The organism is Methyloceanibacter caenitepidi, from assembly GCF_000828475.1.
GTDB lineage: Bacteria > Pseudomonadota > Alphaproteobacteria > Rhizobiales > Methyloligellaceae > Methyloceanibacter > Methyloceanibacter caenitepidi.
In genome coordinates this window covers 446,976-468,469 of the sequence record NZ_AP014648.1, presented here as the reverse complement: position 1 = coordinate 468,469, position 21,494 = coordinate 446,976, and the positions used below count along the sequence as shown (strand labels likewise).

Annotated in this window: 23 protein-coding genes and 1 tRNA gene; 4 read left to right on the top strand and 20 right to left on the bottom strand. The window is 62.7% G+C overall.

The annotated features are described in order from the left end of the window. Positions 1 to 182 precede the first annotated feature (182 nt). Complete coding sequence (locus GL4_RS02180) at positions 183 to 746, top strand: NADPH-dependent FMN reductase (RefSeq protein WP_045364050.1); 564 nt, start codon at positions 183 to 185, stop codon at positions 744 to 746. Between the two features lie 22 nt (positions 747 to 768). Next, positions 769 to 1,476, top strand: a complete 708-nt coding sequence (gene pyrF, locus GL4_RS02175; protein ID WP_045364048.1) for an orotidine-5'-phosphate decarboxylase — start codon at positions 769 to 771, stop codon at positions 1,474 to 1,476. On the opposite strand, the gene GL4_RS02170 is transcribed toward pyrF, so the two are convergent. Together GL4_RS02170 and GL4_RS02165 are read right to left on the bottom strand one after the other, a co-directional pair. Then, positions 1,473 to 1,832, bottom strand: a complete 360-nt coding sequence (locus GL4_RS02170; RefSeq protein WP_045364046.1) for a DUF167 family protein — start codon at positions 1,830 to 1,832, stop codon at positions 1,473 to 1,475. The two genes, pyrF and GL4_RS02170, sit on opposite strands and share 4 nt — an antisense overlap. A gap of 7 nt (positions 1,833 to 1,839) precedes the next feature. After that, entirely contained in the window at positions 1,840 to 2,133 is a 294-nt protein-coding gene (locus GL4_RS02165; protein WP_045364043.1) for a YggT family protein, read from the bottom strand. Between the two features lie 209 nt (positions 2,134 to 2,342). Here GL4_RS02165 and GL4_RS02160 point away from each other — a divergent pair. Continuing rightward, a tRNA-Ala gene (locus tag GL4_RS02160) sits at positions 2,343 to 2,418 on the top strand. Between the two features lie 91 nt (positions 2,419 to 2,509). Here the strand turns inward: GL4_RS02160 and GL4_RS02155 are convergent. The 6 genes from GL4_RS02155 to GL4_RS02130 form a co-directional block, all read right to left on the bottom strand. After that, a complete protein-coding gene (locus GL4_RS02155) occupies positions 2,510 to 3,484 on the bottom strand; it encodes a PQQ-dependent catabolism-associated beta-propeller protein (protein WP_045369258.1) in 975 nt (324 codons plus the stop codon). 5 nt (positions 3,485 to 3,489) lie between these two features. Then, on the bottom strand, positions 3,490 to 4,797 hold the full coding sequence (locus GL4_RS02150; RefSeq protein WP_045364040.1) for an ABC transporter substrate-binding protein: 1,308 nt from the start codon (positions 4,795 to 4,797) through the stop codon (positions 3,490 to 3,492). After that, positions 4,794 to 6,740 carry a quinoprotein dehydrogenase-associated putative ABC transporter substrate-binding protein gene (locus GL4_RS02145; protein ID WP_052464053.1) on the bottom strand — a complete coding sequence of 649 codons (1,947 nt, stop codon included), beginning with the start codon at positions 6,738 to 6,740 and terminating at the stop codon, positions 4,794 to 4,796. The genes GL4_RS02150 and GL4_RS02145 overlap by 4 nt, the downstream gene beginning before the upstream one ends. Before the next feature lie 88 nt (positions 6,741 to 6,828). Continuing rightward, entirely contained in the window at positions 6,829 to 8,754 is a 1,926-nt protein-coding gene (locus GL4_RS02140; RefSeq protein ID WP_045364038.1) for a PQQ-dependent dehydrogenase, methanol/ethanol family, read from the bottom strand. Between the two features lie 374 nt (positions 8,755 to 9,128). Next, complete coding sequence (locus GL4_RS02135; RefSeq protein ID WP_052464052.1) at positions 9,129 to 9,851, bottom strand: response regulator transcription factor; 723 nt, start codon at positions 9,849 to 9,851, stop codon at positions 9,129 to 9,131. Between the two features lie 270 nt (positions 9,852 to 10,121). Beyond that, positions 10,122 to 10,496, bottom strand: a complete 375-nt coding sequence (locus GL4_RS02130; RefSeq protein ID WP_156137350.1) for a hypothetical protein — start codon at positions 10,494 to 10,496, stop codon at positions 10,122 to 10,124. A gap of 304 nt (positions 10,497 to 10,800) precedes the next feature. Between GL4_RS02130 and GL4_RS02125 the strand changes: the two genes are divergently transcribed. After that, the gene (locus tag GL4_RS02125; protein ID WP_045364035.1) at positions 10,801 to 11,424 is read left to right on the top strand and encodes a hypothetical protein; all 624 of its coding nucleotides are present in this window, start codon (positions 10,801 to 10,803) and stop codon (positions 11,422 to 11,424) included. On the opposite strand, the gene GL4_RS02120 is transcribed toward GL4_RS02125, so the two are convergent. From GL4_RS02120 to moxJ, 12 genes are all read right to left on the bottom strand, one after another. Continuing rightward, positions 11,408 to 12,310 (bottom strand): trypsin-like serine protease, encoded by a 903-nt coding sequence (locus GL4_RS02120; RefSeq protein ID WP_045364033.1) that lies wholly within the window; start codon positions 12,308 to 12,310, stop codon positions 11,408 to 11,410. The two genes, GL4_RS02125 and GL4_RS02120, sit on opposite strands and share 17 nt — an antisense overlap. 13 nt (positions 12,311 to 12,323) lie before the next feature. After that, positions 12,324 to 13,226, bottom strand: coding sequence for a beta-propeller fold lactonase family protein (locus GL4_RS02115; protein WP_172653274.1), 903 nt, complete (start codon positions 13,224 to 13,226; stop codon positions 12,324 to 12,326). Between the two features lie 74 nt (positions 13,227 to 13,300). Then, on the bottom strand, positions 13,301 to 13,834 hold the full coding sequence (locus GL4_RS02110; protein ID WP_045364030.1) for an SRPBCC family protein: 534 nt from the start codon (positions 13,832 to 13,834) through the stop codon (positions 13,301 to 13,303). After that, entirely contained in the window at positions 13,831 to 14,841 is a 1,011-nt protein-coding gene (locus tag GL4_RS02105) for a vWA domain-containing protein (protein WP_045364027.1), read from the bottom strand. Before GL4_RS02105 ends, GL4_RS02110 begins: the two co-directional genes overlap by 4 nt. Further along, positions 14,838 to 15,455 (bottom strand): hypothetical protein, encoded by a 618-nt coding sequence (locus GL4_RS02100; RefSeq protein ID WP_052464050.1) that lies wholly within the window; start codon positions 15,453 to 15,455, stop codon positions 14,838 to 14,840. Before GL4_RS02100 ends, GL4_RS02105 begins: the two co-directional genes overlap by 4 nt. After that, positions 15,452 to 16,492: a vWA domain-containing protein gene (locus GL4_RS02095; RefSeq protein ID WP_045364024.1), complete on the bottom strand. Its 1,041-nt coding sequence runs from the start codon at positions 16,490 to 16,492 to the stop codon at positions 15,452 to 15,454. The genes GL4_RS02100 and GL4_RS02095 overlap by 4 nt, the downstream gene beginning before the upstream one ends. After that, positions 16,489 to 17,409: a hypothetical protein gene (locus tag GL4_RS02090; RefSeq protein ID WP_045364022.1), complete on the bottom strand. Its 921-nt coding sequence runs from the start codon at positions 17,407 to 17,409 to the stop codon at positions 16,489 to 16,491. Before GL4_RS02090 ends, GL4_RS02095 begins: the two co-directional genes overlap by 4 nt. Next, positions 17,406 to 18,296: a DUF58 domain-containing protein gene (locus GL4_RS02085; protein WP_045364019.1), complete on the bottom strand. Its 891-nt coding sequence runs from the start codon at positions 18,294 to 18,296 to the stop codon at positions 17,406 to 17,408. Before GL4_RS02085 ends, GL4_RS02090 begins: the two co-directional genes overlap by 4 nt. Continuing rightward, positions 18,293 to 19,351 carry an AAA family ATPase gene (locus tag GL4_RS02080; RefSeq protein ID WP_045364016.1) on the bottom strand — a complete coding sequence of 353 codons (1,059 nt, stop codon included), beginning with the start codon at positions 19,349 to 19,351 and terminating at the stop codon, positions 18,293 to 18,295. Before GL4_RS02080 ends, GL4_RS02085 begins: the two co-directional genes overlap by 4 nt. Positions 19,352 to 19,522: 171 nt before the next feature. Then, positions 19,523 to 19,819, bottom strand: a complete 297-nt coding sequence (locus GL4_RS02075; protein ID WP_045364013.1) for a methanol dehydrogenase [cytochrome c] subunit — start codon at positions 19,817 to 19,819, stop codon at positions 19,523 to 19,525. A gap of 25 nt (positions 19,820 to 19,844) precedes the next feature. Beyond that, entirely contained in the window at positions 19,845 to 20,468 is a 624-nt protein-coding gene (gene moxG / locus GL4_RS02070) for a cytochrome c(L), periplasmic (protein ID WP_082025412.1), read from the bottom strand. Positions 20,469 to 20,545: 77 nt separating this feature from the next. Then, a complete protein-coding gene (gene moxJ / locus GL4_RS02065; protein ID WP_045364011.1) occupies positions 20,546 to 21,430 on the bottom strand; it encodes a methanol oxidation system protein MoxJ in 885 nt (294 codons plus the stop codon). Between the last annotated feature and the right edge of the window lie 64 nt (positions 21,431 to 21,494).

The following is a 21,494-nucleotide window of genomic DNA, read 5'->3' as shown; positions in this document are numbered from 1 at the left end:
ATTGCACAATCGCCTCTTTCGCTTCCGCCGAAACGTCCCTACATGCATTCTCGCGCGGACGACAGGAGGGCGGCACCGGCGCGCTTCGCCATTAGGCCACGGCGAGGGCGCATCAAGCCTCGGCGGGCGAGGCTCAGCCGACACGGCTCAACGGGTAAAGATCAATTACAACGGAGACGCTAATGCGGTTGTTGTTTTTCGCAGGGAGCGCTCGAGAGGGATCGCACAACAAGAAGCTGGCCCGTCTAGGGCAGATGATCGCCGAGGCCAACGGTATAGAGGCCGTATTCGCTGATCTCGCCGACTATCACATGCCGATCTATCACGGCGATCTTGAAGACGCCGAGGGCGTGCCAGAGAGGGCACAGGCTTTCAAGGCGCTGCTTGGCGAATACGATGGCGTCATGATCGTCACGCCAGAATACAATTCGGGCATCCCACCGCTCCTCAAGAACACGCTCGATTGGGTGAGCCGTGTCGGCACGAAGCCCGACGTGTTCCAAACCCGCGTATTCGCGGTCTCCGGCACCTCACCCGGCTATTATGGCGCCATGCGCGCGCTGCTGCAGCTGCGCCAGGTCCTGACGATTGGTCTTGGCGCAACTGTGATTCCGCAGCAAATGGCTCTGCCCAACGCGATGAAAGCCTTCGCCGAGGATGGTAGTCTGGTTGACGAGTCACAGCAGAAGCGGTTTGCCGACGTGGTCGAGGCCTTGGCGGTGGCGGCGCGGAAATTCGCCGCGTAGGCGCGATATCGTTGGGGGAGACATGGCAACGGAGCACCTGGCACCCAAGGACCGCATCGTCCTGGCGCTTGACGTCGCCGATCTCGACGAGGCGCGGAGGCTTGTCGACGCGCTCGGCGACAGCGTGGGTGTGTTCAAGATCGGCCTCGAGTTGATCTATCGCGGCGGCCTCGGCTTCGCGGAGGAACTGGCCGGCGAGGGCCGCAACGTGTTTCTCGATGCCAAGCTGCTCGACATCGAAGCGACCGTGGAGCGCGCCACGGCGGCGATCGCCAAGACCGGCGCGAAGTTCCTCACCGTCCACGCGACGGATCGCAAGACTCTGAATGCGGCTGTGCGCGGGCGCGGCGACAGTGCGATGAAGCTGCTTGGCGTCACGGTGCTCACCAATCTCGACCGGGCGGACCTCGGCGAGCAAGGCATCGACATGCCTCCCTTGGCCCTCGTGCAAGAGCGGGCGAGGCTGGCGCAGGATGCGGGTTTCGACGGCATCGTGGCGTCCGGCAAGGAGGCCGCCGCGCTGCATGAGCGCCTGCGGGACTTTCTCATCGTCACGCCCGGCATCAGACCGGCGGGCGCCGATGCAAACGATCAGGCGCGGATCGTGACGCCTAGCGATGCGATCGCCGCCGGGGCGAATTACCTCGTGATCGGACGCCCGATCACGCGCGCGAAGGATCCGCGCGCAGCGGCGGAAGCGATCGCCGCGGAGATTGCCGCAGCAAGCTAAGAATCAGATTTTAGAAATTCGGTGAGCCGTGTGGCGACCAGGGCCGACAGGCCGATGGCGCTGCCGTCGATCGCAACGATCTTGATGCGCGCCTTTGCGCCCTGAATCACCGAAACCGTCGAGCGCGGCACATCGAGCCATTTTGCGATCAGCGCCTCGAGCGCGGCATTTGCTTTGCCGTTCTCCGGCACGGCGCGCACGCGCGCCTTCAGTACGGTGTCGCCCCCGAACTCCTCGATGCCCTCCACTGCATCCCGCGCGGCTTTCGGCGTCAGCCGAACGGCAATGGCGACGCCGTTTTCGGTCTGTCGGATTTTCAGTTGCGGCGCGCGAGGCCGCTGGGCGCTTTCGCCCATCGACCCGCTACACGAAAGCCGGCAGCAGCCAGCCCAGCAGCACCACGTCGCGGATGAACAACAGAATGAGGATGAGGATCACCGGCGAGATGTCGATGCCGCCGAGATTGGGCATGAAGCTGCGTATCGGCGCGAGTGCCGGCTCGGTGATGCGGTAAAGCATGTCCGCGATCGAGTAGACGAAGCGGTTGTTCGTATTGACGACATTGAAGGCGATCAGCCAGCTCAAGATAGCGCTGGCAATGACAACCCAGATGAAGAGGTCGATGACAAGAGCAATGAATCCGATCAAAGGCACCATGTAACGGCCCCTCCTCGCGCGGCCTCGGACCCCATGTAGCGGACGGGCACGCCAAAGGGCAAGCCCCGTGACGAAAAGCCCGTTCATGCGGACCCATGGCCTGTTCGGGGCGGCCTCCCCGTTCTGCAGAACCCTTACAAGAATCGGCGCATCAGCGCGGGCGTTGCTTGACAGAGGGCGAGGCGGCTCCCTAAATGCGGGGCTCGAATGGGGCCGTAGCTCAGTTGGGAGAGCGCAGCAATCGCACTGCTGAGGTCAGGGGTTCGACTCCCCTCGGCTCCACCAAATCCCGCGATTAATCAGTCTCTTATAGGACGCGGTCGTAAGCCTTTGCGTCCGCCGGGTCGGTTTCGTGCGCGTCATGCGCCGGGCCCCTCTACGGCGTGATCGCAATGCCCCACGGCAGGCGCCCGACCGGGACCGACTTCAGCGGCTTCAGCGTCTCCAGATCGACGACGGTCATGTCGTTGGTGAGGCCGTTCGCGACGTAGAGTTTCGACCCGTCGGGAGCGACCTCTACGTGCCAGGGGCGCTGTCCCACAAGGATATAGTCCTCCACTTCGAACGTGTCGGCATTCACCACCGCGACCCGGTTGGCGGGCCCCAGTGCGACAAAGGCTTGTCTGCCGTCCTTGGAAAACCGCATGCCGACGGGCTGGATCTGCTCCGGCGATACGCCGGGAATCTCGAAGCCGATCACCTTGAGCGTCTCGTAGGTGCTGCCGTCGATGACCGCAACGGTGCCGCCCACTTCGGAGGAGACCCAGACGTTCCTCCCGTCCGGTTGCCACTCGGCGTGGCGCGGCCGCGTATCGACGAGGACGTTGGCGATGAGCTCGTTGGCTTCCGTGTCGATGAAATGCGCCATGCTCGAGCTTTCAGACGTCGCCACCGTCACGGCGCCGTCGGGGCTGACTCGCATGCCCTCCGGTTCGACGCCGACGGGAACCTCGACAATGAGCTCGCCTGAGTCGGGTTTCATGATCGTCACCATCGAATCGTCCTCGTTGGCGATGTAAATGGTCTTGCCGTCCTTCGACACGTCCATCAGCTCTGGGTCGGGGCCCGAATCCAAGGTGCGGACGATCTCGAGCGACTCTGCATCGATGACCTCGACGGCATCGTCGTCACCGACACACACAAACACCTCCGTCTTGTCTGGTCCCGTGACGATCCCGCGCGGGCGGCGCCCCGTCGCGATCGTCTTGATGATCTCCAACGACTCGGAGTCGACCACCGTGACAGTGTTGTCTCGTTCATTGGAGACGAAGATCTTATCGGCGTAGGCCGGCGTGATCGCGAGCATCGCGGCCGGCGCCACGGCCAGCATGACGGCGTTGCGGCGTTTCATTCCCACTATCTCTGGACGGTTGTTTCGGGGGCGGCGTTTTCAGGGAAACGGCAGTCCGTTTCCGGCTCGTCGAATCCGAGCGTGTCGGTCGGGAAATGCTGATGCAGGAATCCCTCCTGCGGCGAGAGGGACACGAGCGCCTGCGGGCCCATGATCAAAATGGGCTGACGCAGTTGGTGGTCCCAGGGCCGCACGGTCATCTTCTGACCCTTGAAGCCGGCCACGCGGAACTTGTCCGAGAAGATGTAGTCGCGCAGGGACTCCACATCGCGCCTCTTGGAACGCGCCGCGGCTTCGCCGAGCGTGCGGACGGCCAGCCAGCCCGCATAGTCCGGCTCGGTCATGCTGCGGCCCGCCTGTTCCTGGAAGGCGCTTTGCAGAGACATGCCGCCCCATTGCTCGAAGGCGCGGTGCCAGATCGAGGCCGTAAGACCATGCGTGCCGACAACCGGGTCGGGATCCGCTGTGCGGTACATGAAGTACAGTCCGAAGGCCTCGGCCGTATCGATGACGAAGACCACGTCGTGAGCGGGCGCATTCTGCGTGACCATCGGGATCTGGCTCTGAATCTGCTGATGGCCGGACTCGACGCGCCGCGAACCGGCCTCGAACTCATAGGTGCGTTCGTCGACCACCTTGCCGCCGAATCGCTTCGCCGCGCGCTTGACGGCCTCGGCATAGTCGTCGTCTTGCGGGGTGGTCCCTTTGACGATCATCCATCTGGGCCATTTCTTCCAAACGAGGTATTGGGCAAGAGCGTCCGCGCGCATGGCCCAATTGGGCACGATGTGGACAATGTTGGCGCGGCAATTCACCTGCCGCAGCCGGTCGTCGGCGGAGCGCATGTTCAGAATAAGCGACTCTTGCGCCTCGGGAAGATCGGCCACGGCGAGGAGGTCCGCCGGCTCCAAATCGGCAACGATCAGTCGCGGTCCGTCTGCAAGCAGTCTCTTGGCTTCGGCGGCGACATCGCCATCTTCGGGCACGATGTGCTCCGTCAGCACTGTCTCGACGCCGAGAAAGCGCGCCGTCGCATTGTTATCGAGGATGCCGAGACGGGCGCCTTGAATACCCTTGTCGGTCAGGACGGGCTCCATCAGCGACAATGGGATCGGCTCCTCGTACTGCTTGCCGAGATAGACGATGTCCACGACCGTGTCCGGCTGCGGTACCTGTGGCTTCCGGGCTGCCCGCGACTCTTCGGCCGGTTGGGAAGCGCCTTTACCCGGTTGCTTCGTGGCGAGCGCAGGCGTGAGTAATGCGATCGAGATCGCGGCGATGGCAAGGTTCAAGCTGGCCGTTGCCAATCTCATTTCACCTCCATCATGGCCGCGGACGACTTCTCGGGCGTTTCTTCCGCGCCGCGCTCGGACCTGTTGGTGCGCGGCCCAGGTATCTTGGCCGGGAGTTCGAGCTGGAGAACCGCAGCATCGCTCTGATTGGCCTTGGCGATATCGAGCGCCGTTTGACCGCCGGGCGTCTTCACCTCTGGATCGGCACCGGCCTGGAGCAAGAGACCGATCAGGGGCGGGTTGTTGTGCGTGGCGGCGATCATGAGCGGTGTCACGCCCTTCGTGCTTCGCGCATCGACGTCTGCACCGCCTTCTATGAGCCGGCGGGCGACATCGACGGAACTGGCACCCTGATTGAAGCGAGCGGCACGCCCCGACTTCAGGGGTTGCGTGGCAACCATCATGAGGGGGGTTAGCTTTTCCGCGCCCACCGGCTCGTCCAGCTTCGCGCCCGCGTCCATGAGCGCGTTGGCGGCGAAGAACTTGGCTTCCATGATGGCGATTGCCAGCGGCGTCGCGCCGCTGGGGGCGGCTTTGTCCAAATCGGCCCCGCCCTTCGCCAGCGTCTCGATGGACGGCACGTGATTGCGGAACGCGGCATGCAGCAACGGCGTCCACCCGTCTCGATCGAGTTGGTTGGGATCGGCGCCCCGTTCGAGCAGCAAGGCGATCATCTCTGAATCCCTTTCGCGTGCTGCGGTGTGCAGTGGCGCCAGCCCCATGAGATTGAGCGCGTTTATGTCGGCGCCGCGGTCGAGCAAGAAGGCGGCGCGCTCCCGGTCGGTGCCGATAACAGCGTTGCTGAGTTCTTCGTTGAGGTCGGCGCCGTCGTCGAGCCATTGGTCGAGACGCTCTTCCGTGACAACCTGGTCGGCGGAGGCCTTGTCTTTCGCCAGCCCATCGCGGTTCTCCGACAGCGACGACAAATAGAGTCTGCGCGCCTTCTCCTGCCGGTCGGTGAAATAGGTGCCGTGAGAGGGAATGTCGCCCGACACGACGCAGTTGCTGCATTGCACGAGCGGCACGCCGTATGCGGTCAAGACCTTCTTGATCTCGTCGCGGCCGCGTTCCAGCGCATCGTCCAGCATGTATTTCAGCACGACATTGGTCGGCTGGACACCGAGCGCGAGGCTGAACTCGAGCGGTATGTTGTCATCCATCAAATTGGCGGGCTGAATGGCGATCTTCTCGCCGCGCATGGTCTTGAGGAAGCCCGCGAACGGACCGAACACGCCGGCGATATCGAGCTCCCCGTCGACGACCTGCTGGACTTGCCGCCAGGGCTGTTTCTCGGGTTCCAGGTCCGCGTCGTGGCTGAGAACATGCACGTCCAAGCCGCCGGTGATGCCGTGCTTGGCGAGCGCAAGGCGTAGACCGGAGTGCTGGTAGACGCCGAAGCGGAGCTCCTTCAGGCGCGGATCGTCCAGATCTTCGATGTCGATACCGTCTTCCTCGCGGGTGACGAATACGTACGGGGCTCGATAAATGGGGATCGTGGTCAGAACGCTTTCATAGCCAGCCGGCATGCCCAAGAGCACGTCGCACTCATGATTGTCAAAGGTCTGACGGGTCAGGCCACGGTCGATCTGTGGCCGCCAGAAATAGGTCATCTTGGCGCCGAGTTCCTTCGCGACGATGTCGATGATCTTGTTGTCGAAGCCCTCCCTCTTGTCGTTGGACAGGGGCAGGTTGCCGGGGTCGGCGCAAACGCGCAGCGAGTCGATCTTCATCTTGCGCGCGACCGCCTTGGCCTCCGTCAGTTCGGCGGAGGTCAGCTCGTCATAGGTCTTGTTGGCAAAGCCCTGACTGAGGAATTCGGCTGTCTCGTTGGCCTGTGGCTTGTCTTTGGCCTGTGACGTTTCCTCGGGCCGCACGGCTTCTTTGGCCTGAACAGTCGCGATTGCGCTGCCTGAGAAAAGCAGAAACGCCGCGCAGACGGCGGTGCAGGAAAGTCGGTGGGTCAACGCAACAACCCCAATTTGGTGAACGGTTATCAGGGAAAGAGTTGGCGTCAGACGGGTTGCCCCGCCTGACGCCAGTGACAAGCCGTAGCTAGTCGAGGAGTCTGAAGGTGGTGACCGTTCCACCCTGCGGGATGTTGCTCAGGCCAGTGGCTTTCGCCATCGCCGTCGCGCCGATCGCACCGAACTTGTCGCTCATGTCGAGACCCGCGGTGACCGGAAGGCCGATCCAGCCGCCGATACCCGAATGCACCGACACGTACTGCTTCCCGTCGATCTTGTAAGTGATCGGGTTGCCGATGATGCCGGAGCCAAGCTTGCGGCTCCACAGGACCTTGCCGGTCTTGCGGTCGACCGCGCGGAAGTCACCGCCGAGCGAGCCGTAGAAGACGAGGCCGCCGTCGGTCACGGCAGCGCCACCCCAGTTCGGATACGGATCCGGGATTTCCCAGAGCGTCTTACCGGTCAGCACGTCGAACTTCTTGAACTTGCCGGTCACACCGGGCTTCTCTGGATACATGTACACGTTCGCGAACACGTAGACCGTGCCCTGTTGCGTATGCGTACGCTCCTGGGGTTCGTCCTCCATGCACCAGTTGTTGGTCGGGCAGTACGCAATGTTTCCTTCCTTGGGATCGATTGCGCAGGGCTGCTGATCTTTACCGCCCATGGCAGACGGACACGCCGAGGTGTTCACGCCGATGTCGAAGGGCGAATGCTCCTTCACCTTGATCGGACGGCCGGTCTTCAGATCGACCTTCTCCGCCCAATCCACCGTGACGAACTTATTGGCGCGAAGGAGCGTGCCGTCGACCCGGTCGAGAACGTAAGCGAAGCCGTTGCGATCGAAGTGCACCAGCGTCTTACGGTCTTTCCCGTCGACTTCCATGTTCACGAGGATGTTCTCGTTGACGCCGTCATAGTCCCACTGGTCGAACGGGGTCATCTGGTAAGCGAACACAGCCTCACCGGTATCAACCTTGCGGCCGAAGATCGTCATCGACCACTTGTTGTCGAACTTGCCGGAGGTCAGGTCGGGATCGAACTCGTTGCACTTCTCGTGCGTATGATCCTCACCTTCGAGGCCGCAGCGAAGGCCGGGGCTCCAGTGACCGGGGTTGCCCGTGGAGTAATAGATCATCTTCAGCTCGGGGTCGTAGCTGAACCACGCCCAAGGCGAGCCGCCGCCGATCTTCCACTCATCTTTCGGATAGGTGACGACGCCGAGATCCTTGCCATACGACCCGTAATGCGGGTTGGCCTTGTTGGTGTCGGCCGTCAGGCAGACATCCTTGTCCGACCCCGTCGAATGACAGCTCCATACTTCGCTGCCGTCCTCAATGTTGTAGGCCGTGATGCGGCCGCGAGCGGCGAACTCGTCACCGCCGAAGCCGGCCAGAACCAGGTTCTCGGCAATCATCGTCGGGCCCGTGTGGGTCTCACCGTGCTCAGGATAGGCGTGCTTGACCGTCCAGATCTCCTTGCCGGTCTTGCCGTCCAGCGCAATGACGAAGCCGTCCAGTGTGTGGAACACGACCTTGCCCTTGGCGTAGTTCAGACCTCGGTTGACCGTGTCGCAGCAGGCGCGCGGGATGGCCGATTCGTCACGATCGGTCTTCTTCACGTAGTTCCAGATCTGCTTCGGATTATCCGGATCCGTCAGGTCAAGCGCCTGCACGACGTTGCAGAGCGGCATCGACGGGCAACCGCTCACGAAATACATCATGGGCGTGCCGTCTTCCAGCTTGATGACGATGGGCTGGCCTTCCTGGCCGCGCAGCGAATTCATCGATTGCGCCCAGATCATCCCAAGCTTGCCGACATTTTCCGTGTTGATGTCTTTCAGCGGGCTGTGACGCGTCAGCTGGTTGTCGCGACCCGGCGCGGGCCAAAGGTCCGGATCTTTTGCTCGTTCGTCGATCTCGGCTGATGCGGACTGGTCCGCCATCACCGACACCGGCGCGAGCAGAAGCGCGGCTGTCAGGCCAATACCTAGGCCTAGTTTCTCAAACTTCATTTCGGTTGCTCCTCCCGAATTATCCGAGCGGCTCGTAGGATTTGTTCCTGCGGGCCAGACTTGCCCCTTGGGGCGTGACGTCGGCGAAGCACTCGCTGGCCGGCTTGTCCGTGAGCGCGATGTTCCGAGGGAAAGTCGAGTTGGGAAGAAGTGCCCAGACGCGGGTTCGAAACGAAGTCAACACTCTCACAAACGGAGGGCCATTGAGGCTCTCGACGACTAGGATGCTATAGAGTGTCGCTGTGCTTGGTGTTCCAGACCTCTCAGAGAAGATTGCGCGCCGCCTTCGAAAACGCACGTCTGGGTTTTGGGGAATTTGTCCCGACTTCGCGCAACACTTCTTCCCGCGGGGTTTCCCGACGCACAGGGAAGATCTAGCCTGTTTTTTTGGAGCCTTTGGCAGTCGGGCGCGCGACGTTCGGAGTGACCGGAAAGTGCTGAACGGCGAAATGCACCAATTCCTGCAGCGATTGCACGCCCAGCTTCGGCTTCAGTCGATTGCAAATGTGAGCAACGGCTTTGTAGCTGAGGGCGAGATTGTCGGCGATCTGCGCGTAGGACTTCCCCTCCGCAAGGAGGGACAGGATGAAGCGTTCGCGAGGGGATAGGGCCTCGAGGTCAAGCGACTTCGGCTGTCGATTTCTGAGGAATGCAAGATCCGACGCCAGGACGCGGCTCACATAGGGAAGCCCTTCGCGCACCGTCTCAAGCGAGATCGCAATCTCGTCGTTCGAGGCATCCTTCACGACATAGCCATCCGCGCCCACCTTCAGCGCCTCGTGCGCGATGCGGGGATCGTCGTACATGCTGAGCACGAGGATTGGCACGCTCTCGTCGTAGCGGCGGAGCCGCCTGATGAAGGACAGGCCCGCAAGCGCGCCGGCGCCCATGGCCAAGTCCACAATGACGATGGCAGGCCGCCTGAGGCGGCAGAGCCTGAAGGCTTCGGAGAAGCTTTGCGCATTGTGAATGACGGTGGCACGGGTCTCTTCGATCAGCAGGCGAATGCCGGCGAAGACGACGGGATGATCGTCGACGACCAGAATGACGTCGTTCGAGTCCGTCTGCCCGCCGTTCGGGTTTCTATCATTCGGCACCGGATTTCAGTTCGCCCCACTTCGATTCGCCTTTGCGGAGAAATGTTAGCAGAGGGCGCCATGCCTGATATTCCAGAGCGCCTGCAGAAAAACGGGAAGCCTCCCTCATCGCGTTGGTAGGCCGAGGAACAATAGTCGCCAACGCCCGGATGGGAATCGATGCTGCGCCGGCGACTGCGCGTGCCCAGCAATCTCAGCCCGTTGTCGGCCGTACCGAGTTCGGCCGACCGCCGGTTCTTCCGGCGGATGCCGTGTGCCCGACGAATCCGCTCAGATGCCGCGCGCGACGCTAAGCCCGTCGAAGGGCGTGATCCAAGAGGCCGTCCAGCCCAAGCGCCCGTCCTCGGCGAAGCGAAGACCGGCCAGGATGAACAAGGCGCCGGACTGATTCTTGGTCTTTTCGACTTCCACGACGGCGTAGCCGATGAAACGTCCGCAGACTTCGGCGCCTGCAGCCTTGTTGACCGCGTTCACCGCGATGGGTTCAGTCTTGCCCGCCGACAACTCCGACGCAAGTGAAATGGCCTGCGCCTCGGTCTCGCACAGCATGGCGTTGACCTTTGAAGGTGATCTGGCCTCGCCCGCGACCGCGGGAATGGCCGCGAAGACGCCCGCCAACGCAATTAAGAGAGTTCTTGCCTGCATGAATGGCCTGTCCTGGTTCGTGCAAATTTGCGTCGAGGCAAAATTGTCAACTTCGCCTGGCGGCCGGTCAAGAACATCCTGGGGGTTGGTAGGCAAGTTTGCCACTCTGACATTGGAACTTGTCTGGCGCGCTTTGGTCCAGTTCTGCGTGGCATTTTGGCCATTTTCTCTGCGTTTTTTCGAGCGTTGGAACCTTTTGTCATGGGCACTTTTCACTCGGTAGAATTGGGGGCGATGGCATCGCTACCAGGACCCGCGATCGTCTAAGGGAAGACTCTTGTGTCCCCGAAACGAGAGTAACCCCATGTCCATTCGCATTCCGGCTCTTCGCACTCTGTGTCTGAGCTTCGCTACGCTCCTTGCGCTTGCCTTCATCAACACCGCGCAGGCGCAAGGGCTTGCCGAAGGGGGGTTTGACCCCGCAGACCTCGAAGCGATGACTGCTTCGGTACACCAGGTGGATCTCACCGAAGACATGGTGACCCGGCTGATCGCGTCGTTCCCCGAGATGCGGAAGACGGGAGCCAAGTTCTCCAAGACACAGCTACCGGAGAAGCCGCCCGTACCCGGTAGCGGCAACTCAGACCTCGACGCTCTGCCGGACAACAAGCGCGCGGCCCTCGAGGCTGTTGCCCAAAAGCACGGCTTCAAGACTCTGGAGGAATGGTCCGACACGGCAGGGACCGTGGTCCGCGGCTATATTTTCCTGGCCCAAGGCAAGAAGCCCGGCGCGACCGATACGGCTCTCCGCCTGAACGTCGAGCACACCGAACGCAATCCGAACCTGACGCCGGAGCAAAAGGCCGAGATGATCGAGATGTATCGGCGGATCGCGTCCAGCCTGAAACGCCTCGAGCCGTCCGATGCGAACTACGAGATGATCGTTGCCATGAAGGACAAGCTCGCGCCGATCATGGATCCGCAATAGCCGGCCCGTAGCCCAATGAACGCGCTGTCCCTTCGATGAACGCGAGATTTGCGGAGAGCGCAGTAGCGGCACTCTCGCGCCGGCCAAAGACGGCGGCCAGTTCCGGCGGCAGGCCGCGCTGAGCCGATATGACTCCGACATAGCGCAACACTGCGTCGTCGTCCTCGATCAGGAGGGCGCCGCCGCTGTCGCCCGGCGAAACATTTTCATCCAGGCACCATAGCGCCTCGGGGAGGCCTGCCTCGCGATCCAAGCGGCTCTTGAAGCATTCCGCCGAGTTCTTGATCTCGACGGGCAGATAGCGGCGCACGCCCGCACTGCTACAGTCCTCCGCCGCAACGCAACTGAGCCCCCCATAGGCCACAAGCACGCCCTTTCGTCCTGGCCCCGTCGTCGCGGGGCGCGGCAACGAAGCCCCAATCGCATCAGTCTCGGCGAGCGGCAATTCGACATCGATCGGCGCCGCCGTGACGAGTATCGCCATATCATGGGGAACCCGCGCGGTTCGCCATTGGCTCGTATCGTTCTCGCGCCACTCCGGAGCGATCTCGACGGCTTCTACGGCGTGGGACCGCATACGCCCCTGCTTGAACACATGCACGAAGAGCTCGTCCGGCTGCAGATAGGAGTCGACATAGATGCGCTTGCCATAGGCTTGGGCCACATGCTGCACGCAGTGCGCCGAGGTTACGACGACGCGGGGATACAGCACCGTGCCCGAGCAGATCATGCGGCCGCGCTGGGCGATCTCCACGACGAAGGGATAGCGGTTGTCGCGATCGTCGATGCCGTTGGGAAGGGCGTGAACCGATGGGCCCGGCAGCGTCGCGGCGATCAGAAGCGCCAGCCGAGCTAGGATCGTAGAGAAGCGTGGCGGGCGCGGCATCGAGAGAGGACCACTATTCGGAGGCCGCAATGGCGAGGCCGCGAATGCCTTCGCCCACCGCGATGCGCTTCAGCTCTTGTCCCGACGTGCCGTCGAGGACGGAAATGTCGCCGGACATCCAGTTCACAACGTAGAGGCGTTTGCCATCGGGGAGCATGCCCATGCTCTCCGGATATTTTCCGACTTTGGTGCGTTGAACGGGATCGAGCGATTCGGCGTCCAGAATTGTCACAGTTCCAGACTGCTGGTTTGCCACGAACACCCGCGCGTCGTCCGGTGAGACCACAACGCCGTACGGCATGGCGCCAGTTCGCACGGTCCCCAACGTCGCGAGGGACCGTGCATCCAAGACCGACACGTCACCGCTTCGGACGTTGGCCACGTAAACGCGCTCGCCTAGAGGCGAGACGTTCAGCGCGAACGGCGCCTTGCCGACGTGGACCGTGCCCGCGACCTTCAACGTGTCCGTATCGATCGCAGTCACAGAATCGTCCTCGCGGTTCGCCACAAAGACCCGCTTGAGCTTCGGAGCGAATGCCACATGCGCTGGCGAGCGTCCGACCTTGATCTCCGCGAGGGTCTTCCCGGCCGCACTGTCCACGACCGACAGGATATTTCTGTTCCAGTCACTGACGAACAAGCGCCCGTCGTCGGAGGCGGCTATCCCGAACGGCGTGCCGGCAATGGTGATGGTGCGCGGCTTATTCAGGGCGCCGGGATCCAGAACGTCGATCCGGCCGATCTCGGGATGGGTGACATACAGCCTCCGTCCGTTCGGCGCGGCGGCGATGATGGCGGGGCCCGGTGCTACCGTGATCGTTTCGACTGCCTCGTCCGTCGCAGTGTCGATCACTACCACGCGCCCCGCCTCTTGGTTGGTGACATAAAGGTGCGGCGCAGCTACCGAAACACTCACACCACACAGGGTAGTGCAAAGCGCCGCAAGGAGCCCGGCGGCCCCGGCCATACGTTGCCGCGCCACGGCCACCGCTACTGCTCCGCCTTCTTCTTCAGCTCTTCGAGCCCCGCCTTGTAGAACGTGGTGACGGCATCGACGGCCGCTGCATCGTTCTGCGTCTCGGAGGGGAAATTGCCCGTATCGGCCCGATAGAGCCGCGCGTCCCAGATGACTTCGCTGCCGCCGTCGGCGTCCGGCTTCACGGCCAGCGTGGCGGAGTAGAAGCTCACGGGGAATGCTTGGATGTCAGGCGTGTCGAGGCGGTAGGAGTAAGACATCTCGGCCTCGACATATTCATCGAGGCTGTCCTTGAGCTGACCGCCATCGCGCAGCACGACCGTGCGTTCCGCACCCGCCTCGTTGCCGCCGGTGCCCATGCTCGTCTCGACGAGCGGGTTCCACGACACGAGGCCGTCGAAGTCCTTGACGAGTTCCCACACTTTCGCGGGCGGCGCCGCGATCGCGATACTCTCTTCGACCTTTTGTGGCGTCGGACCATGTGCTGCCGCGGGCGCGATGCCGAGCAGTAGTAGGACGTGCAGCATGGCATATCGAAACAACGTCATGGATAAACCTCATTCAGTACTGGTCTTGGGTGTTGGATGCGGCGCGCGATGCGCTCCCGCAGCGGCAGAACGCCGTAAAGGACGACGAGAAGCAGCAGCGCCAAGCCGGCGGGATAGGCGCGAACATCCGCCGCGACCCGAACTTTCCGTGGCGGCGCGATCTCCTCCAGGTCTTGAACCAGTGCTCCTGCGCTCCCCAGGTGAACGTAGGTCAGTCCGGTTTGCGCCGCGATCGCTTCGAGGTGATCCTCCTTGACGGAGGTCATGTGTTCGTTGTTGTCGATGGGCATGTCGCCGAACGGCGCCCATTTCGGGTGCCAGCCCGGGCGCGACGACGCATCGGGCGGCGGCTGTCCGGAACGGTTTTCCTGCAGCACGTCCGTTGCGCTCAAGGTGCCGATCTCGCGGCCGGAGTCGTCGAACTTCGGCAACGGCACCAGCGTCTTGCCGCCGACGCCGACGATCAGGCCCGGTACGTCGCCGGGCCTTCCCTCGAACGCCGGAATGCCTGTCCAGGGAAGCGGCGGCGCCTCGTGACCGTCCGTAAAGAAAAGTAGCGATGCGCCGAGCGGCTTCACGACGGCCAAGGCGTCGTGGACGCCGAGCGCGACATAACTGTCGCCCTCCCAAGCCATGCGCCAGTCGAGCGCTTCGATTGCGGAATCGAGACTGGAGAAGTTTTCACACACCTCGATCGGCTCGACCAAGACGAAGACGCGCCGCGCCGTGAAAATGCCGAGCCCGATTTTGGACTGGCACGGCAGTTGTGCGATCAGTCCCGTCAGACGATCCTTTGCGAAGTCGAGCCTGCTGGCCGGCTCTTCGTGAAGTTTGGTATCGCGCGTGTTCATGCTCGCCGTTACATCGACGAAGGCCATCGCATCGTAGGCGTTCCGTGTGAGCGTCACGCGTGGCACGAAGAGCGCGGCAACGACCAAAGCAAGCGCGGCAGCCAGCAACCAGAAGCGAATGTCACCAAGCGCGGACGGGACGGACACGCGTCTCATGGCGCCCCCCGCGGAATGCCGGGCAGGTCGCTCCACAGGTCCTTGCGCGGCTCTTGCTGCATCGGCTCTTCGCTCGGCGTGATCACGGGAAGGTCCCGGACCAGCCGCGCAGCCACGTCCATGTTGTATTTGACGTCCCAGGTGCCGGGGTCCAGGCGGAGCGCCTGCTCGTAGTCGGCCTTGGCGAGATTGACGAGCGATGTCGCCCTGTCGAACTTTCCCTGTTCAATCGCGGCGAAGGTCGCTCGCAGGCGCGCATTACCGTCGTCATAGAGCATGGCGACGCGCGTTTTGTCGTCGGCGCGAAAGTTGGCCTGATCGAGTAGTAGCTGCGCCTCGCCGATCCGGTCGCGCTGGAGAAGATAGTAAGCGCGCGCGAACAGCACCGGCGGCGACGCCGTGTCGGCGCGAATCTCGACATTCTGCCCGGCGGCCAGCGCGGCGATTGTGCGGTTGTCGTTCCAGGCCTTGTACCAATTCCAGCCCGACGCGATCGCAAGCGCCAGGCCAATGGCAAGGAGAAGCCAGACAAAAACGATGCGCGCGGCGTAGATGGTGCCCAGAGCGCCGCGCAGAAGCCCGGGCGTGCGAGCAGAGTGACGGATGGCGGTCATTGCGCCTCCTTCCGAAGAGGGAGCGGCCTCGAGACCCTGACCTCGGCGAGCTTAGCCAGGACAAGAAGTATCAGGGCGCCCGTGGCAATGGCGTAGGCAAGTCCCGATAGATCCTTCTGGGGGATGCGCTCACGGTAGCGCATCGGGCGCCGCTCGAGTTTATCGATGGTGGCGATCGCCTCTCCGACCGCGGATGAGTTTTCCACCTCGAACGCACGATATGGAATATTCAGGTTCTGGAAGAACAGATTGAGGTGGCGCTCCGGCATAGCCCGAGGCGTGTCCGGCTTGTCGGGATCGGGTGCTTCGAAAATCCCGCGCGCGCCTTCCGTGCGCAGGAAAATCCAATAGAGGTTGACCGGCCGTTTGAGAAACGCCGCCTCGAGCTTCTGCTGCATCTTGCGGTCGATGACGGCGGCGCCGTCCGAGACCAGCACGATGGCGCGGTTCGCGACCCCGGCATCCGTATCCTCCGTGGACACGATATCCGTGTCATGCATGGCGATCGCCATGGCGAGGCCCTTGCCGACATTGGTAAGCGCGAGCCCCGGCTGTACGATGGCATCGATGGCGGCAAGCGTCGCCTCTTTGTGTTCCGATAGCGGCAGGACGAACATCGGCGCCGTTGAAAAGGCCGTGATGCCGAAGCGGTCGTGCTCGCGGGTCGCGACGAACTGCTTCAGGAAGCGCCGCGCCGCGGCCGATTTCGATTCCTCACCGCTGCGTGTCGGCGCCTGGCCGGCGAAAGTGTCGTTCATACTGGACGACCGATCGAAGAGCAGCACGATACTGGCGCCTTCGCCGGTTCGCTCGATGCTTTGGCCTTTGACGTGAAGCCCCGCCAGCCCGAGCAAGAGCGCGGCGATCGCGAGGGCCCCGAGCACGCGCAAAACCACATCGACGCCTTGCGAGAGCGGGTCCAGCTTGGCGGCCCGTAACGATGGATAGGGGTTCGCCTCCCGCGCCGTTGCCAGGAGCGGCAAGATTGCCAACGGGAGCAGAAACAGAACCCATGCATAGCCGACGGCGAAACTCACAAGGCCCTCCGTTCCGCTGCACTGAGTTCGGCGCCGAGGGCGGCCATTGCCGACAGCGGCATCGCCTTCTCGGCGCCGCTCACATCGTTCGCGAAGAATGCTTGGCGTGAGGCGGCGAAGAACCGGCCGATCTCGCGCTCGTAGGCGCGGAACACCGCGTGGCTTTCCAGAAATCCGGCGACATCCTCCGCCAGCACACGGCGCCCGGCGGCGGCGTCGAACGCCCGGTGCAGATCGAGGAGCCCCTCACGATAGGCATCGGCATTCTTGAAGCGCGCGAGCGACCGCAACCGGCGGGAGGCGCGCGCGAAGGGCCGGTTCGGCCTCGCGCGGAACGGCCACCACGCCCGGTCGTACGCCAGGAAGATCAACGCCAAACCAGTGAGACCAAGCCCCACGCCGAACAGGACGCGGTCGCGGCGTGTGGACAGCGCTTGCGGTTTGACGTCGGGTCTCAGGTAGCCTTCCGGCCCTTCCGCCGGCACCTCCGGGATGACCTCGCGCAGCGGCGCCATGACGAATTTGAACGCCGGCACTTTGGCGACCGCGACGTCGTCGCCATCCTTGAAGCGGAGTTCGAAGGCCGGCAGATGCCGCTCGGCCGGCGACAGCGGCACGTAGAGCGTTTGGTAGACGAGCTTGAGGCGGTAGCGCGTCGCCCCGGACGCCCACCGCTCGGATACATCGACCGAACGCAGGTCGAGCCAATAGGACAAACGTCCGGGCTTCGGCTGTGACGCCGCTTCGAGGATATAGGATTTGGCGACGTCAACATGCACTTCGCGCGTGAGGAGATCGCCGACAAAGTAACCGAAGCCGCGCGGCTCGACCGTGCTGACGGACAGGACCGGCGATGCGGGCGCGTCGACCGCGAGCGCCGGTGTCGACAGCAGCAGGGCAAGCACGAACGCGATCATCCGGTCTCACCCATGAGATAGGCGCCGAACCTGTCCCAATCGATCTTGCCGACACTCTCGAACGGCGGACGGCCGTAAAGCATGGCGACCGAGCGCAGGCGTTTGGACCGCACCGCGGCATCGGCGACCAGCGCCGCCCGCAAGGCGGGCCGCATCACGTACAGACGCCGGCGACCCGTTTCGAGATCGGCGAACGACACGAGGCCGTAGCGCGGCAGGTCCTCCAGCTCGCGGGGATCGCGCAACACGATCGGAATAACATCGTGGCCAGCCAGGGCCTCGAAGATGGCCTCGATCGTCTCGCCCGGCATGAGGAAGTCGGAGATGAGAAACACCAGCTTGCGGCGTCCGGCGATGATCGCGGCGGCATCGACAAGACCCTCAGCGCTCGCACCGAAGTCCCCCTGCCCGGCGGGCTCGAAGTCGCGTAGATTGGTCAGCATCTCCGCCTCGGCGCCGCGAGAGGCAGTCGCTGGCCAGAAGCACGTCGGGACGATACGGCGATTGGCACCGATGAGACCGAACGCATCGCCGACGCGCCGCGCAGATCCGGCCAGCGCCGCGCATAGATCAGCGGCGACGTCGACGATGCACGCCTCTCCGACGAATGTCATGGAGGCCGACAGGTCCACGAGCGCATAAACGGTGATGGCGCTTCTCTGCGAAAACCGCTTGGCGTAGAGGTTTCCGAACGGATCGCGAAGCGACACCCGCAGGTCGATACGGCGCGGGTCTTTGGTGCGAATGAGAAGTTCGTGGTCCTTGAACAGTCCGCCGGCGCCCTCCAGTTTTCCTTGATGGGCGCCGATGCGAACGCCGGCCGCGCGCCAAGCCAGCCGGTAAGGCACGTCAATAGCTGAACTGACTTCTTGAGAAGCCATGCTCATGGGGCCGGCACCTTCGCAAAGACCTCCGCGAACAACGCTCCGACCAGGGCTTCGCGGCGGAGCTCGTAGATCGGATCCAGAAAGACGCGATGCGACATGATCTCAGGGAACAAGGATCGGATGTCTTCCGGGACCACCATGTCGCGCCCATTGAGCCAGGCTTCGACACGGGCGCCGCGCACCAGATAGGCGATGCCGCGCGGTGACGCGCCACCCTGGACGAGTCGGGACATATCGACACCTCTGATTTCAATTCCGGCGGATACGGGATCACGAATGGCAGACCACAGATCGAGCGTGTATCTCTCGAGGGCCTCGCTGGTCTGGATCTCCGACTGCACGCCACGCGCCACATCGTTCAACTGGCTGTGGTCGAGGACCTCCCCCGTGACCGATTGCACCAGCGCATCCGCATCGTAGAACCGACGGTCGAAGGCCAGAGCGCGGCTGGTCTCACGGTCCTTCGGAGTCTCCATGGAGATTTCCATGAAGAACCGGTCGCGTGCGGCGGCTGGCAACTCGAACGTCTCCTCGCGCTCGATCCTGTTGCGGTCAGCGAACACCAGCAGGTGCGGGAAGGAATACTCGCGATTGAACGCCGTCACGCTACGCTCGGCCATGAGCCGCAGCAGCAATGAATGAACCTGAGGACGGGCACGGTTGATCTCGTTGAAGAAGAAGACCGTAAGATCGCCGCCCTGGCGCAAAACCGGGCCCGGATCGACGCGCGGCCGTCCGTCCTCGTCGAGATATGTGTGATAGATCAGGTCCGCAGGCATGAGGTCGATCGTGCCCTCGACACGTTCAAACGCACCGCCGAGCGCGCGCGTTGCAGCGCGCAGTAACGTTGTCTTGCCGACGCCGACATCCCCTTCCAGCAGCACGTGGCCGCGCGCAAAGATCGCGATCGTCAGCAGACGAAGGACACGGTCCTGTCCGATAATGGTGTTTCGAAGGACGCCCTCGAACGCCAAGGCGCGGTCGCGCCAATTGGCAAGATCGATTTTTTGGTCCCGGCTGACGGAGTCCGCGTGCGGCCCAGCAAGACCTGTCATAGCAATGCCCCCCTCTTGCGTTGTGCCGCTGTCACTCAAGTGCAGGCGCGCGGCACGCCGTCCGAGTTGTCGAAGACAAAAGGGGGTGCAGCCCTTGGCTGCACCCCGCCCCCGAAAAACAGTGATGGACGCCCTGTTCCGAGGGTTAGCTCTGGGAGAAGCAGGACAGAGCTAGAGTTTGGAAACGTCGTAGACCCACTTGCCGGTCTCTTTGAAGTGCGCGGAGCGCTTGGCGTTGCGCGCTTCCATTTCCTTGATGGACTCGCTTTGTTTTGCGAGTTCCTTCGGGTCGTGCTTCGGATCGTACTTGGATCCCTTGACTTTCTCCGGGTAGCCCGGCTTGGGCTCCCAGCAATTACCGGGGGCCTTGCAGTTGGTGCCGTCATAGGCCAGAGCGCTTCCGGCCGTCATGGCAAGCGCAACAGCGCCCGCAAGCGCCGCGCCTGTAATACGTAGTGTCTTCTTCATGGGTCAGTTCCTCCGTGCTCAGTCGCTAGTTTTCCGACGGTGTTTCCGTCTTCTTCTCCGCGCTGTCCGCACCTACTGCGGCCGTTTGCGCGGGAATCTCGCAAACCAATTCTTCGGCTTCAGGCTTGTGGTGTTCTGGGTCGAAGGGAACGAAGTTGGCCTTCTGCTCATCGGTGAGCCAGACGGCGCCCTCCACGTCCCCTTTGTACAGATGGCGGACCCAGGCGATCACCAGCAGGATCTCGTCCATTGTTCTGGCGGATGCTTGCGGTCCCATCATGCTGCGGGCGCCGCCATAGATCGTCTCGAACAGACCTTTGTCGGTCTGGTTCTTCGGATAGGTCCAGTAGTCGTCGTTGAGACCGGGGCCGAGCTTGCCTTCGCCGATATGGCCGTGACAACCCGAGCACGCTGTGAGGAACACTTCCTCGGCCTCGTGCATACAGCTCTCAACGCCGTTGTACGGATTGTGGCCGGTCTTCATGAACTCCTTCACAGCCGGCGTGTCTCGCCCTTCCTCCGGCGACAGGCTGAGATCGAGCGGCATGCCGGTGATCGTGTGAACCAGTTGAATCTGCTGGGCGAGAGCCATCAGCGGAATCAACGAAAGCGCGGCCACCACGGCTGCAAACTTAAAACCCTGCCTCATTACGTTTCGCTTCCTTCTCGATTCTTCTTTCTCAAGTCTTCTTTATGGGTGGCGCCCAGACGCCCGCATGCCATGTCCTAGGACTTCGTATCCGATGGCGGCTTCGTGGGTTCTTCGACCGGGATGCCTTCCTCGATCAGAATCTCGTGGATCTGCGGCTTGGCCCGCTCCAAGGCCTCTTCGACCTCGGCGAGAAGCTTCTCGTCGTCCTTGCGCACACCCATGGACTGATCGAAGTGGAACAGCACCGGCTCGCCGTCGAAGCGGAAATTGTTGTCCGGCACGCCGGTCATTTTGAGCTTCCCGTCCGATTCCTTGACGTAGCGCGCCACGGACGGTGCAAACGCAATGGCAACGTCAGACTTGCCGGACGACACGTTGCCCACCATGAGGGCCGGGTCGATGCGCAGATACTGATTGCGGGAGCTCTTGAAGTTGGTCAGCGACTTTACGTAGTTGAAGTTCTTACTGAACAGGCCGTACTTCACCATCATCACTTCGGCGGGTCCGCCGGGCTCGTAGCCAACGTTCTTCGCCTTGGCGAGATCCTCGCTGTCGAACGCCTCGATTTCGAGCTTGGAGTTCGAGGGCTGCACGAAGACATAGCCGGCGCGATAGTACGGCGAGGTGGTGAGCACACGCGGATCGCCAGTGTCGACACCGATGACGATGTCGCACTTGTCCTTGTCGAGGAGGTCCCGCACCACGTAGATCGCAGGCCGGTCCTCCCAAACGAATTCCACGTCTCGGTCCATGGCCTCGCCGAGAACCTTGGCGATGCGGTTCTCGAAGCCTTCCTCGCTTTTCAGGGAGTAGGGGTTTTCGTTGGCGCCGGCGCAGACCCGCAAGGGAGCCTCGTCGCTCTTTGCGTCGCTCGCCGCATTGGCAGGCCCCGCGAACAGGGCCATGGCGGCGGCGGTCGTCAGAAGCGCCTTACTCAGGAAGTCGAATTTCTTGTCCATCACATTGTGTCCTTACAGACTGACTTGTCGTTTGGAGGGTTCGGCTTGGCGCGGCGGCAACGGC

What these genes read in the sequence shown, in the direction of transcription:
- GL4_RS02180 (WP_045364050.1), top strand. Translation starts at nt 183, where the DNA reads ATGCGGTTGTTGTTTTTCGCAGGGAGCGCTCGAGAGGGATCGCACAAC.
- pyrF (WP_045364048.1), top strand. Translation starts at nt 769, where the DNA reads ATGGCAACGGAGCACCTGGCACCCAAGGACCGCATCGTCCTGGCGCTT.
- GL4_RS02170 (WP_045364046.1), bottom strand. Translation starts at nt 1,832, where the DNA reads ATGGGCGAAAGCGCCCAGCGGCCTCGCGCGCCGCAACTGAAAATCCGA.
- GL4_RS02165 (WP_045364043.1), bottom strand. Translation starts at nt 2,133, where the DNA reads ATGGTGCCTTTGATCGGATTCATTGCTCTTGTCATCGACCTCTTCATC.
- GL4_RS02155 (WP_045369258.1), bottom strand. Translation starts at nt 3,484, where the DNA reads ATGAAACGCCGCAACGCCGTCATGCTGGCCGTGGCGCCGGCCGCGATG.
- GL4_RS02150 (WP_045364040.1), bottom strand. Translation starts at nt 4,797, where the DNA reads ATGAGATTGGCAACGGCCAGCTTGAACCTTGCCATCGCCGCGATCTCG.
- GL4_RS02140 (WP_045364038.1), bottom strand. Translation starts at nt 8,754, where the DNA reads ATGAAGTTTGAGAAACTAGGCCTAGGTATTGGCCTGACAGCCGCGCTT.
- GL4_RS02130 (WP_156137350.1), bottom strand. Translation starts at nt 10,496, where the DNA reads ATGCAGGCAAGAACTCTCTTAATTGCGTTGGCGGGCGTCTTCGCGGCC.
- GL4_RS02125 (WP_045364035.1), top strand. Translation starts at nt 10,801, where the DNA reads ATGTCCATTCGCATTCCGGCTCTTCGCACTCTGTGTCTGAGCTTCGCT.
- GL4_RS02120 (WP_045364033.1), bottom strand. Translation starts at nt 12,310, where the DNA reads ATGCCGCGCCCGCCACGCTTCTCTACGATCCTAGCTCGGCTGGCGCTT.
- GL4_RS02110 (WP_045364030.1), bottom strand. Translation starts at nt 13,834, where the DNA reads ATGACGTTGTTTCGATATGCCATGCTGCACGTCCTACTACTGCTCGGC.
- GL4_RS02105 (WP_045364027.1), bottom strand. Translation starts at nt 14,841, where the DNA reads ATGAGACGCGTGTCCGTCCCGTCCGCGCTTGGTGACATTCGCTTCTGG.
- GL4_RS02100 (WP_052464050.1), bottom strand. Translation starts at nt 15,455, where the DNA reads ATGACCGCCATCCGTCACTCTGCTCGCACGCCCGGGCTTCTGCGCGGC.
- GL4_RS02090 (WP_045364022.1), bottom strand. Translation starts at nt 17,409, where the DNA reads ATGATCGCGTTCGTGCTTGCCCTGCTGCTGTCGACACCGGCGCTCGCG.
- GL4_RS02085 (WP_045364019.1), bottom strand. Translation starts at nt 18,296, where the DNA reads ATGAGCATGGCTTCTCAAGAAGTCAGTTCAGCTATTGACGTGCCTTAC.
- GL4_RS02080 (WP_045364016.1), bottom strand. Translation starts at nt 19,351, where the DNA reads ATGACAGGTCTTGCTGGGCCGCACGCGGACTCCGTCAGCCGGGACCAA.
- GL4_RS02075 (WP_045364013.1), bottom strand. Translation starts at nt 19,819, where the DNA reads ATGAAGAAGACACTACGTATTACAGGCGCGGCGCTTGCGGGCGCTGTT.
- moxG (WP_082025412.1), bottom strand. Translation starts at nt 20,468, where the DNA reads ATGAGGCAGGGTTTTAAGTTTGCAGCCGTGGTGGCCGCGCTTTCGTTG.
- moxJ (WP_045364011.1), bottom strand. Translation starts at nt 21,430, where the DNA reads ATGGACAAGAAATTCGACTTCCTGAGTAAGGCGCTTCTGACGACCGCC.